9 protein-coding genes and 1 CRISPR repeat array are annotated in these 11,385 nt (G+C 59.9%); of the genes, 1 reads left to right on the forward strand and 8 read right to left on the reverse strand.

Features of this window, described 5'->3' with window-relative positions:
• The first annotated feature begins 106 nt into the window (after nucleotides 1–106).
• A CRISPR array of direct repeats spans nucleotides 107–1,294; the repeat unit is 29 nt; unit sequence GGGTCTATCCCCGCGTGTGCGGGGGAGCC.
• Between the two features lie 64 nt (nucleotides 1,295–1,358).
• The 8 genes from cas2e to cas3 are packed head-to-tail and all read right to left on the reverse strand — an operon-like array spanning nucleotide 1,359 to nucleotide 9,703.
• Nucleotides 1,359–1,652 (reverse strand): type I-E CRISPR-associated endoribonuclease Cas2e, encoded by a 294-nt coding sequence (cas2e, locus tag G0P99_RS15355; RefSeq protein WP_164131348.1) that lies wholly within the window; start codon nucleotides 1,650–1,652, stop codon nucleotides 1,359–1,361.
• Nucleotides 1,652–2,527, reverse strand: a complete 876-nt coding sequence (cas1e, locus tag G0P99_RS15360) for a type I-E CRISPR-associated endonuclease Cas1e (RefSeq protein WP_164131350.1) — start codon at nucleotides 2,525–2,527, stop codon at nucleotides 1,652–1,654. The genes cas2e and cas1e overlap by 1 nt, the downstream gene beginning before the upstream one ends.
• Nucleotides 2,521–3,270: a type I-E CRISPR-associated protein Cas6/Cse3/CasE gene (locus G0P99_RS15365; RefSeq protein ID WP_164131352.1), complete on the reverse strand. Its 750-nt coding sequence runs from the start codon at nucleotides 3,268–3,270 to the stop codon at nucleotides 2,521–2,523. Before G0P99_RS15365 ends, cas1e begins: the two co-directional genes overlap by 7 nt.
• Nucleotides 3,267–3,980, reverse strand: a complete 714-nt coding sequence (gene cas5e / locus G0P99_RS15370; RefSeq protein WP_164131354.1) for a type I-E CRISPR-associated protein Cas5/CasD — start codon at nucleotides 3,978–3,980, stop codon at nucleotides 3,267–3,269. Before cas5e ends, G0P99_RS15365 begins: the two co-directional genes overlap by 4 nt.
• Nucleotides 3,977–5,122, reverse strand: a complete 1,146-nt coding sequence (gene cas7e, locus G0P99_RS15375; protein ID WP_164131356.1) for a type I-E CRISPR-associated protein Cas7/Cse4/CasC — start codon at nucleotides 5,120–5,122, stop codon at nucleotides 3,977–3,979. Before cas7e ends, cas5e begins: the two co-directional genes overlap by 4 nt.
• Entirely contained in the window at nucleotides 5,115–5,648 is a 534-nt protein-coding gene (locus tag G0P99_RS15380) for a type I-E CRISPR-associated protein Cse2/CasB (protein ID WP_164131358.1), read from the reverse strand. The genes cas7e and G0P99_RS15380 overlap by 8 nt, the downstream gene beginning before the upstream one ends.
• A complete protein-coding gene (locus tag G0P99_RS15385; RefSeq protein ID WP_164131360.1) occupies nucleotides 5,635–7,176 on the reverse strand; it encodes a CRISPR-associated protein Cse1 in 1,542 nt (513 codons plus the stop codon). The genes G0P99_RS15380 and G0P99_RS15385 overlap by 14 nt, the downstream gene beginning before the upstream one ends.
• Nucleotides 7,166–9,703 carry a CRISPR-associated helicase Cas3' gene (gene cas3, locus G0P99_RS15390; RefSeq protein ID WP_164131362.1) on the reverse strand — a complete coding sequence of 846 codons (2,538 nt, stop codon included), beginning with the start codon at nucleotides 9,701–9,703 and terminating at the stop codon, nucleotides 7,166–7,168. The genes G0P99_RS15385 and cas3 overlap by 11 nt, the downstream gene beginning before the upstream one ends.
• 987 nt (nucleotides 9,704–10,690) lie before the next feature.
• On the opposite strand from cas3, the gene G0P99_RS15395 reads away from it, so the two are divergent.
• A partial coding sequence (locus tag G0P99_RS15395) for a hypothetical protein (RefSeq protein ID WP_203583128.1) occupies nucleotides 10,691–11,385 on the forward strand: 695 nt, incomplete at its 3' end.

Genomic DNA, 11,385 nt, shown 5'->3' on the forward strand with positions numbered 1-11,385 from the left:
CATAACCCGAAATCCATAAACAGAGGTGGCTCACTTCTCGATGAAAAACCCGGCTCACTTCTGGGTGGAAATCAACATTGAGTGTATTCAACGCAGCCGAAAAGGCGGGTCTATCCCCGCGTGTGCGGGGGAGCCGGTGCGGCTGCCGTATGGACTACACCATCAACGGGTCTATCCCCGCGTGTGCGGGGGAGCCAAATCGTCAAACCACACGAGGGGGCCAGCCACGGGTCTATCCCCGCGTGTGCGGGGGAGCCATCCCGATGCGGCGTTGCGTGCCCTCCAATGTGGGTCTATCCCCGCGTGTGCGGGGGAGCCAGCATCGCGTGGCATTCCGTGACGGGAGGGAAGGGTCTATCCCCGCGTGTGCGGGGGAGCCGCCACCCCTCCCTTACCGCTATCGCCCGCGCCGGGTCTATCCCCGCGTGTGCGGGGGAGCCATGGACCTGATCCTGGTCGACTACCCCAAGGGGGGTCTATCCCCGCGTGTGCGGGGGAGCCATGTCGAAACCGGCGGTTGTGCGGTTCGCGATGGGTCTATCCCCGCGTGTGCGGGGGAGCCGACATTGGCCTTGTGTCCGTCACCGGGGGCGGGGGTCTATCCCCGCGTGTGCGGGGGAGCCAGTATCGGTTCGACGCCAAGGCCGCGAATAAGGGGTCTATCCCCGCGTGTGCGGGGGAGCCGCCCGCGCCACAATCCACGCATTGTCGCCAATGGGTCTATCCCCGCGTGTGCGGGGGAGCCGACAACAGCGCCGTGATTTCATTGATCGGCTGGGGTCTATCCCCGCGTGTGCGGGGGAGCCGCGACACAGGTGCAGATGGGCGCGCTGGATCAGGGTCTATCCCCGCGTGTGCGGGGGAGCCCCGCAGGCATGCGGTCGCGGGCGAGGTCGTTCAGGTCTATCCCCGCGTGTGCGGGGGAGCCTAGATCGTATCCTCGCGGGCGATGAAGTCGCCGGGTCTATCCCCGCGTGTGCGGGGGAGCCTCGAAATCCAAGGCGCCATTATTCCAGAAGATGGGTCTATCCCCGCGTGTGCGGGGGAGCCGAAATCCCGGCCCAAACGGCAAGAGGTGTCCCGGGTCTATCCCCGCGTGTGCGGGGGAGCCCGCATCTGTGCCGCCGCAAGCTGCTGGTTGTAGGGTCTATCCCCGCGTGTGCGGGGGAGCCCCGGCGGGAACAAAGTCATTCCCGTCAACGCAGGGTCTATCCCCGCGTGTGCGGGGGAGCCTATTACCCTGTGACCACGACAACAGGGCGAGCGGGTCTATCCCCGCGTGTGCGGGGGAGCCTCTCGCGTACAATCCATTGAAGTTTCGACAATGTCAAAGAGCGCTTGGGCGAGTTTCCTCTCGGTTACTTCCGTTTAACGAGCAAGACGCCATCAGCATCAACAATTTTTTTTGCGGGCTCGCCCAATACTTCCATCCGAATATTGCCGACCATCGCGGTGTCGCGCCAGACCATTGTCAGGGAGCCGCGACCAAGCGTTTGCCACCAGTCCGACATCACGTTCCAAACTCGGCCCCGCACGGCGGTTGACATATCGGGTGCTACATAGACGCCAGGGGAAACCTCCAACATGACTGAAGTCAGAAAGCCACGGTAGCGCATTTCGACATCCCGGGTCACAATGATAGTGAGCGCCATCAATTCCTACCTTCTATCAGTGCCTTGATTTGCTCGATCATGTCCGGGATGATGCCCTGACGACTAAGGACGGTTCCGGTCAAACGGCGCGTTGCGCGCTCCAGATTCTCGGCGGGTCGTTCCGAGGCGAGTTTGGCCGCCTTGAATGCGCAGGGAATGGTCACAGAATCGCGATAAAGGTCGGCGACATCCAGAACGAAACTTTGCCCCGGGTCCTCGTGGATGAAGCCGAGCTGAGGTATGGTGCCGGTAGCACAGACGGCAACACCAGCTGCAGCCTCCACAGCACTTGCAGCATGGTTCAGTGCCTGATTGGGCAAATCTGCACTCAACGGGTCGGCCCGGTCATAGCGGCGCCCTTGCCAGCGGATTCCGATACGTTGGGCGTGCAGCGCATAAGATTCCTTCATCCGCGCGCCCTCGATGCCACGAAGTACGTTGAGATCTGAATGGGGTAGCAATTCTCCCAAACGCAGGGCATACATACGCCGCGCAGTCATGATGCGAAGATCGTCATCGGCCCAAATCCGGGCTTGAAGACGGGCAAGACCCGAGCGGTCCGGGATCATGGGGGGTGCAGTGTATAGTCGCACACCATCTTCGCCGACGGCAGCGAGCGCGGTGCGGGCATGGGCCAACAAGCGCAGCGCTTCATGACTGACTGTTGATCCGGGACCAAGCAGGATTATCGAGATGCCTTGTAAGGGAATGGCGTAATCGCCTGGTTCCAGAGCGTCGGCTGGTGTGGATTGGCCCTGCAAGAAGGAGAGCGTGCCGTCTCGGGCTGTCAGGGCGCCACGAGCCAAGTAGAGGCAACCCGCCCGATCGGCATATGGCACTTTGGCGCTGTCGAGCCCAAGCCGTCCCTTCAGCATCTGATCCCCTTCTGCGGTGGTCGCAACAGCAGCATGCCGTAGCCGTAACTGCGATGGCGCCCCACGCCGCGTGCCAGCCGTTCGGCAAAGGCTGCCGGGTCGGTTATGGTGAGCGTGCCATGCACCACGGCATCTGGTCCTTCAACTCGTCTCCCATTGCGCTGTATCCAACTGCGCTGGAAACTGGCAAGGCGCGTGGCGGTGCGATCCAGGTTGGCTGCCGGTCCCAACCGCGCGGCCAACCAGTCCAGATAAGCGCCTTCGCGGGTATTCTCACGGTCGCGAAGGACGGTGGCAAGAAAGGCATCGATCTCAGCACCCTTCCGGAAAGATACTGGCTTGCCGTCGTTATTGGCTCCGTGCAAGTCGGAGGCGATCCTCACTACTGGCCGGATGCGCAAGTCGAAACCCAAGCGTTGGCCCATGGACCATGCCGACGAGGGTCGCGGCAGGCTCCGCAACCGTTCAAGGTCGATTACTGCAGCGTGCGCCGGGGTCAGCCCGGGAAGTGCGCGCTTTCGAAGTTCGTTCGCGTCGTCGGCGGCATAGGCATAAAGTGTACCGGTACGCGCACGCGGAGCCACCAGCAGACGAAAAGGTTGCAGTGTTGCTGGTCCGAAGACTTCGCCAATCAGATGGTGCAGAGCCACGCCTTCGTCAAAACCAGCCCCCAGCTTGCGCTCACCTGCCCACAAGTGCAATGCCCGCAGAGAAAGCGGCAGTTCAACCAGATGCAGGGTCATGGCAGCATTCCTTCGCAGACCCAGCGGCTGCCGCCGTGCAACCCACTGACCCAGTGGCGCAGGTCGGGCATGTCATAGCCAGGCTCATCGCCTGAACTCGGCCAGAGGGCGCGGCCCGGCAACGCCAGCGCGACCAGCGCGGCACGAGCATCCTCGCCCTCGACCCAACCAGCAAACAGCGGCGCAGATGGTAGACAGGGCTTGCGGCCAATGAACAGAGGCCGCGCCGGGCGATCCAACGCGGCTGCAAGCGTCTCAAGGTCTGGGCCGTCACCGGCTGCGAGGCGCAGCACAACCCGGCAATCGTGGTCGGCTAGGTAGTCCCGCCTGCGGCGGTGGGTCAGCCACTTGCGACCAGCTTGGTTCCCCTGTTGGGCGGCTAGCGGTGCATTGGAATAAGTGGAGCCTTTGTTTCTCGTTTCGGGTTGAGCGTAAGTTGTCCAACCTGGTTCTTCTTCATACACGCGAGCGTTCTGGTTGTCCGTCACAAGTCGCCCTTCTCGGGCGATGAGCGCACCGAACTCCATCCGATCCTGAAGGCTTTGATGTGCGGCCCCGTCTTCACGCTGCCAGCCTAGCGCGTTGGCAAGCAGCCCGGTCAGGGCCGAGGCCGATGGAAAGTCGCGCGTCGGGCCGACCTGATCGATCAGCACGCCGCCGAAGGCCATCAACGGCGCGCTCAGACGCAGGTGGAGCCAGCGCTGCGTCATGCGGCAAGCCCTGACAGTTGTGAGGGTAGGCCGCGAACAAAACCTGCCAGGTCGGCTAGCGTGCCGCGTTCGGCTCCGGGAATGTCCGCATTGGCCAGGGACATCACCCGCCGCGCCTCGCCCGTGGCATAGGCGGTGTCGAGGGCTGTCAGGTGTTCAGCCACACGGCCGACTGCGACCCCGGCATTGGCGGCGCAGGGCGTGCGGAACGCTTCGGCCAGCGTCCTGGGCTGTCGGTCGCCGGCCTCGACCAACAGGAACGAGGCGCGCGAATAGGGCGCTGTCGATCCCAGTTTTGCGCCGGGCGAAACCTCGGCGATCAGATAAAGCAAGTTGTGCAGGACATCACCGGCAAGGCGGTTTGCATCTGAACCGCCACCAAGGTTTTTGATCAGGCCGGGCAGATCCACGACGACATAGCCATAAAACAGGCCCGACGTCAGCTCGGTTTCCTGGATGGTATCGGCACCGGTATCTTCGTCGCGCGCCAGATCGTCTGCCGCGATGAAATAGTCGCTCTCCGCTTCCTCGGCATGCACGGTGAATGCGTGGGCGACGTGGACAGGCGCTTCGATATTGGCCTTTGGATCTGACGTCACCATGCGCCCGAATAGGGCACCGGTCAGCCCTCCTGGTAGCCTTGCGCCTTCGCTCATCGCCTTTAGGTTGGCCTTGCCAGCTTTAGCCCAAGCTTCGGCCACTGTCTTAGCAGCCTTGGCGTCACCGGAGGCCTCGGCAACCAGTTGCTTCGCTGTCTCTATCAAATAATTTACCTCAACCTGCCCCAAAAGCAGGGTCTGGCGAGACTTCTTATCGACGCCTTTTTCGCCGTAGACGGCTTTAACAAGCGTATCGCGGACGACCTTTATCACATCCGGGTCCACCGACACCGACCAGTCGCCAAAGACCTTGCGATCAATTATTTCTCGCGACCGATAGGCCAGATCAGCACCATCTATGGTGTGCAGCGCATGCGGGTCATCCGCCAACCGCCAATGGCGCTTGAGGCACTGCGACGACACACGCGTGCGCAAGGCACCTCCGTAGGGCAACCGCTTGGCGAGCCCAGAGTCGTCGCGGTTCAAAAGAGCGGCAGTGTAGGGCGCGAGGAAATGGATTTGCAGGAAGCGAGGCTCAGGCATCTTGGTGTTCCTTGATATGCGATTGGTCAATGCGTTTGTAATATGCTGCAGCGAGGCGATCGTCGGACCAGCCTATGGTCGCATGGGCGAGTGTCACAACATTGAGAGTCGGTGAACGTCGCGCCAACATTCGGATCATGCGTTCAAGATTGTCGGCCCGCGCAGAGCCGCGAGCCGCAAGAAAACGCGCAAAACGTGTTTCCGAAAGAAAGGGCTTGGCATCCGGCAGGTTCAGGGCTTTGGAGCGATCTCCGCCGTCGGCAAGCACTGCTCCAAGATGTCGATCTCCCTCATGTATCGATTCGCCTCGGCTGGCCGGGGTCATCAGCGCGACAAGTCTGGTGAAAAGCAGCCAGTTGCGTTCTTGTTCCTGTGGGATATTCAGTCGGGCCAACTGTCGCCAAAAGAGGCCAGAGCCTGCAGATCCCATCCGTCGAGCCTCGGCCTTGTCGCCGGGGTCGGCCGTGGCCAGTGCTGCTGCAATTGCCAGCGCCCGGTGCGCAATTTCGCTTTCAGGCTTCGACATGCGTGTCCTCCTCTCTTGTCCCGGCCATCGCTTTGGCCAACCCCTTTTCCAGTTCCTGGCGCCCTCGTGCCTCGGCCCGTGGCCGCATCAGCGAGACGCAGGGAATCGCTGGCAGCGCCCGGGCGAACTCGTCGCGCGCTATACACGAGAGACGTTCCAAAAAAGCGTGCCGCAATGGTGTGAAGCCAGCATCTGTCGTTACGCTCAAGCGCGCCCATAGTTCGGGAAAGAACATCAGGTCCGCCTGTCGCTGCAACGCTTCGCGGGCAGCTGCAGTAATGTTGGACAGCCTATTGCGTCCTTTCGCGGTTGACTTGGTCTCCCTGCGTTTTTCTCTATCGCCTTCCGATGCAGTCAGTTCCAGTGCTCCGACCAAGGTGTTGCTGACCCCGGCGATGTCTGCCAGCACACCAGGCGCGATGGCTTGTGGTCTTTCGCCGAAAAGATCGCGTACCTGTGCCAATGGTACGGGTACGACTCGCGACTTGAACCCTTCGGTCTTGGAATTGCCACGGGCAAAAGCTTCGGCCAACAACAGCATTGGCGTGGTCGCTTCGTCCGCATGACGGATCGCCAACGGCGGAGCCGCCCATTCAGGTGGAGACTTGAACAGGAGCCGGAAGAAGAGGTCGTGGGTCCAGTCTTGATCGCCCAGTGTAAAGCTTTTCCCTTCGGACAGATGCACGGGTGCCCAAGGGTCATCGGTGTTTCCCTTCGCCTCTTTCCCTGCGATCCGCGCTGCTTTTGAAGTGCTACGCTCAGCCATGATGCGGCCACCGATATAGGAAAGTCGGACGCGGCGGCAGACTTCGATAAAAAGTGGATCCAGTGCCCCGAGGTCCAGTAACTGGCCCTCCGGCCAAGGCTCCTGCCAGATCAGGGTAGTACCGCCAATCCCCATGCGCTCGGCTAGTAGACATGACACATCGCGTTTCCACCATGCCGAGGGGTCTATGTGCAACCCATCTGCACGTGCTGGAGCAAGCCCCATCAGCACGCGTGAGGATGATCCCCCGTTCATCCTTGCGATACCGTAGTTTCCAGCCCCACCGAAGCCCTCCATCGTTTGAAGGCTTACCAGCGCAAAGATCCAGTCCTGTGGAGCGGCGTTTCTTGCGATCTCGCGCTTCACATCATGGTTGCGGGAAGTGATCAGCATGTCGAGCGCATCTGGGGTCGACACTTCGGACCACTTCAACCCGCCCGGATCGGCGGGTTGCAGAAAAGCCGGGTCATCGTGTGCGGCGGCAACTAGATGCCACGGCTGGTCATCGGGAAACTTGGACGTCAGGGTGCGCAGAGCGTCGCGCCATGTATCTTCATCCTGAGGCAGGTCGCAGTGGCCCGCGAGGTCCAGAGCCATAACTGAAAGCTGCACTAGAAACATATGCCAAGCCGGGCGTTGGTGCGGCCGCAGGGCAGGAAAGCTCTTTACCTCGTTCCGTGTCATCGCGCTCAGCAGCCCAGGCAGATTTTGCCAGCCTGCATCGGTCTGAATCAACGGTTCAAACAGCAGGTCAAACGTCATTGCCTCCTCCTTTCTGCAGCCCCGCCGGACTGTAATGCAGCTCCATGTCAGAAACAGTCATCCTTATCGTTTGGCCGGGATCGACTTGCACTTGCTCTTCTCCCGTCAGGCCATGCGACCAATGCGCCGGCAGCATGATGCGGCTAATGGGTGCGGCAAATGCTCCGAGAATGCCCTTGGGGAGTGTCAGGATCACACCTTCCTCGCCCAATCGGGTGCGAATCTTCTCATCATCGGGAAAACAAAGCACTCGTTGCTCTGGGTCCAAGAATGGAACCTTCCTGTCCAGCATTACCAGCTCCGCCGTTCGCATCTCGGCCAGGGCCTTACCGACAACACGCTGGCGATAGCCCATCCAGCCATGTCTCGCAGCTAACGGTTCCAGGGCTTCAGGATGAGTTGCCGCTTCCACCAAAGCACGGTTCATCTGTGGAATACACCATACCGGTTGGTCCTCAATCTGCTCCAGAGTTGCCTGCAATCCCGGAACGTCGACGTAGACGCCTGAAAGGCTTGGGCCGCCCACATGCGCGCCGAGTCCGTTTTCCGCGTACTGTGTCAAAGGGTCCAATCCTTCGGTGGGACACAAGACGATGACCCTAGGCTGTGAAAATCCATCCGGCCGTGGGCGACGATGGCGGTGCAATCTCCCGATGCGCTGGAGCAGCACATCCATTGGGCATAGGTCGGTGATCAGAAGATCAGCACAGAGATCGAGTGATTGCTCTAGTGTCTGTGTTCCGATGACGATGCGCCCCCCTTGGGGACTTTCCTTTCCGATAGCCTGTTCGACGGCCCTGTCTAGCATCGCCCGATCCTCGGGAGCGAAGCGGCTATGATGCAGGGTTGGAATGCCCTTTACCGAAAGAAGCATGTCGCTGGCAGTGACACTGCATACCGCAAATGTCTCCTGCGCCCGGACTACGGTGTTGCGGACAACCAAGACGCGCGCACCTTGCTTTGCCGCGTCTTCGGCCAGTTGCGCTGCCTCGGCACCGGACCAGCCCGAATGGATTTCCATCTGCACCACCTTTGTCCCGCCGGGATCAGCGGGGATCGTGTGCAGCCCCTTCGATGTCCAGACCGCAGGATAGGGCAAATTCGCATCACTTATCAGATCTGACGGCGCCTCGTTCCTCCAGCGGCGCCGGGCCACTGCACCCAAAGTGGCCGACATGAGAAATGCGTACCCTCCCAAGTCAAGATGCGCCTGTACCATAGCCCGTTGTATCTCGGTCATGTACGGGTCCGAGGCATGCACTTCGTCAATCACCAAAAGGGCGCGCGATAGACTTGCGCCGCGCAAATGGGCAAATTTAATTTGCAAACCACCAAGCGCCATCTGATCGACTGTCCCTACCGCCACGCGCGCCGCCAGATAGCGAGCAGAGTGTTCGGCAGCCCAGCGCTGTGGAGCAACTGCACCATCATCCCAAAGCAACTCGAACCCTGGAAGAATCTGCGCTTTTGCCTCGCCAGCAACGGCTTGTCCGGGGATAGCTAGCACCGCCTCAGGAGGGGTTTCGAACATTCGCCGCAAGGCCTTGTTTATCCGCCCATGCAATTGCCGGGCTGCCGCTCGGGTTGGTACCGCGAAATACAGCGCATCGACCTTCCCTGCCTCCAGTAGCGCGGCAAAGTGCCAGAGTGCAGCCTCGGTTTTGCCCGAACCGGTTTCGGCCTCCAGCAGGATGAGACGTTCGTCAGGCAATAGCTCCTTCACCGCCTGTTGCGCCGGGCGCGGCGCGGAATGGTCCGAGATAAGCGACCAGTCCGCCGGCCCGCGAAGTGGCGGGCTGACAGCCAGCCCAATCTCAGCTACCCGTGCACGAGCCCGGATTTGTGCGGTATGCCAGTAGTCGGAACTGAACCTCGGCGCATACTCGAATGCCCGCCGGTCCGAGGCGACCCAGTCCGCAAGTGTGAGTAGGCCGCAGAACAGATGCACGAGTCGCGGCTCGGGAGGTGGAGCGGTTGCTCGGGTAATGGCTGGAAACCAATCCAGCAGGCAACGCCCCAGCAACGCCTCTTCCTGCCTCCAGTCATAATCGGGCAGGACTGGATAGGCAGCATTTGCTTCCCCACTGGAAGGCATAGGCACTGGGCGACCATGGTGAGCCAGCATCGCCGCAAACCATTCGCGCAAGTTTGGCCATCCGGCCAGATGTGAAGCGGCCCCCGCTAGCGCGTTTTCTCGCGGCATCGCAGCCCAGTGCCAACCAGCTTCCAGATGTCCGATCAGGCGGAGTCCAAAGGTGTCCGGCCATGCTTTTGCTTGGAAGCCTGGGGCAAGCTTGCCGATGTCATGAATAAAAACGAGTGCGCCAAGGCAAGAAATTTCATCGGCACTCATCATCCTACCAAGCGCCGTTGAGGCACGGGTCGCCCAGATAGGTTGAGCCATCAGAGAAAGGAAGACCGCGGCAACGTCAGCAGAATGGTGCGCAAGGTGATGGGTTTCGGCTGAGCCAGCGGTTGCCTTACCCCAAGCCCCAACAGGTTTGGCCGAAGTTTTCGTTGTTGTCATTGCAGTCTGCAATACGTTTAGTGCAATAGGTTTCGAATGATCACGTTATCATTGCGCACGAATGATCACTGCTTCAAGTTGTTTGGAAAAAACCTCTTCACTTTTTTCATTTCCGCTGGGAACTCGTGAAGAGTTTCAAGTGGTGCTACGTCCTCATCGAAGGGATCGAGTAGTTCAACAAAGGTTGGCCAAGGAAACTCTGAATCTGCATCTTTTCGATATAGAGACCACTGATAGCGGTCACTGATAGATCGATGTAGCTCTTTGGTCATTCAGGGCGATTGAGGCTTTTTGTTGCACCAACAAGCGCCTCTCGCCTCAGCCATCTAGTGTGCTGATTGAAAGTTTTTCGGAGATTGTTACACTTCGACTGTTCAGAGAGTGCTTTCCAATCTGTCAGCGGGCATTCCGTAGGAGCACGACATCATCACGGAGGTCCCGCCGCGTATGGTTTGGACCGACCGTTTTCCATGCGTTGCTGATTGGAAGATGGTCGCTACGGTACGCCTGCTCACCGGCCACCAAGCGCAGAAGATGATCCGGGGACTACCCCACCCCGCGCCAAACCGACTCCTTCTGGGCTGGCGCAGAAACACGACTACGAAACCCACCGGCTGTCGTTCTGGGAGCAGAGGCCCAATCGGTAGACCGGGGACCGTCAAGGCGTAAGGCGGCCAAGGCGGGGCAGGTGAGAGGCCTGCGGGGAAGCGACTGGCCATCGAGAACTGGCATCGTGCGGATACGGATCAGGGAGCGAAGGGCCTTCCCCTGCAAGGCGGGGGGAAGGAGCGGGGGCCGGATATTGCTTTCAGCAAATTAATTGCAGGGTCGCGCGTTTGCGAGCCACCCAGTCCAAAATGCTTCGATGATGGGCGTCCAGTTTTCCCAATCTCAGGATTGATGGTGCGGGGTAAAATTACCGTATTGATTGTAAGGCTGAAAAGCGAAATAACTTTTCCACTGTTTACGGTTTCCAGAGGTGCCATTTTGATTGACAATACTCCCCCGACACTGACAGCTTTGGACCTTCCTGACGTTATCGACCTGTCCGGCGGGAATGCCGTCCTGACGGCATTTGCGGACGCGACCGATGACCTGGCTGGAGTGTCCAGTATCGTCGTCTGGTTTGATCGCGAAATCAGCTATTCCTTTTCTTCAACCAGCACGGATTTCAGACCCTGGTCGCTGATGATCGTACCAGATGAGACAAGTATTCAAAGACTGATTTCCGGTGTCAATAACCCCGGCATCTATACAATCGACAGGGTGACGGTCGAAGACGCCCAGGGCAACACGCGAACCTACTCGACCAGCGAATTGACCGCGCTCGGGTTCAATACCGAGATCGAACTCGTCGGGTCCACTCCTGACACCACGCCCCCCACGCTGATCGCCCTGGATGTCCCTGATCGGATCGACCTGTCCGGTGGGAATGCCGTCCTTACGGCATTTGCGGACGCGACCGATGACCTGGCTGGAGTGTCCAGTATCGTCGTCTGGTTTGATCGCGAAATCAGCTATTCCTTTTCTTCAACCAGCACGGATTTCAGACCCTGGTCGCTGATGATCGTACCAGATGAGACAAGTATTCAAAGACTGATTTCCGGTGTCAATAACCCCGGCCTCTACACGATCGAAAGGGTTTCGGTCGAAGACGCTCAGGGCAACACGCGGACCTACTC

The organism is Ruegeria sp. PrR005, from assembly GCF_010500245.1.
GTDB classification, from domain to species: Bacteria; Pseudomonadota; Alphaproteobacteria; order Rhodobacterales; family Rhodobacteraceae; genus Ruegeria_B; species Ruegeria_B marisflavi.

Bases quoted from the DNA above. Each gene is read 5' to 3' on its own strand.
- cas3 (WP_164131362.1), bottom strand. From the start codon at position 9,703: ATGACAACAACGAAAACTTCGGCCAAACCTGTTGGGGCTTGGGGTAAG.
- cas1e (WP_164131350.1), bottom strand. From the start codon at position 2,527: ATGCTGAAGGGACGGCTTGGGCTCGACAGCGCCAAAGTGCCATATGCC.
- cas5e (WP_164131354.1), bottom strand. From the start codon at position 3,980: ATGACGCAGCGCTGGCTCCACCTGCGTCTGAGCGCGCCGTTGATGGCC.
- cas7e (WP_164131356.1), bottom strand. From the start codon at position 5,122: ATGCCTGAGCCTCGCTTCCTGCAAATCCATTTCCTCGCGCCCTACACT.
- G0P99_RS15365 (WP_164131352.1), bottom strand. From the start codon at position 3,270: ATGACCCTGCATCTGGTTGAACTGCCGCTTTCTCTGCGGGCATTGCAC.
- G0P99_RS15385 (WP_164131360.1), bottom strand. From the start codon at position 7,176: ATGACGTTTGACCTGCTGTTTGAACCGTTGATTCAGACCGATGCAGGC.
- cas2e (WP_164131348.1), bottom strand. From the start codon at position 1,652: ATGGCGCTCACTATCATTGTGACCCGGGATGTCGAAATGCGCTACCGT.
- G0P99_RS15380 (WP_164131358.1), bottom strand. From the start codon at position 5,648: ATGTCGAAGCCTGAAAGCGAAATTGCGCACCGGGCGCTGGCAATTGCA.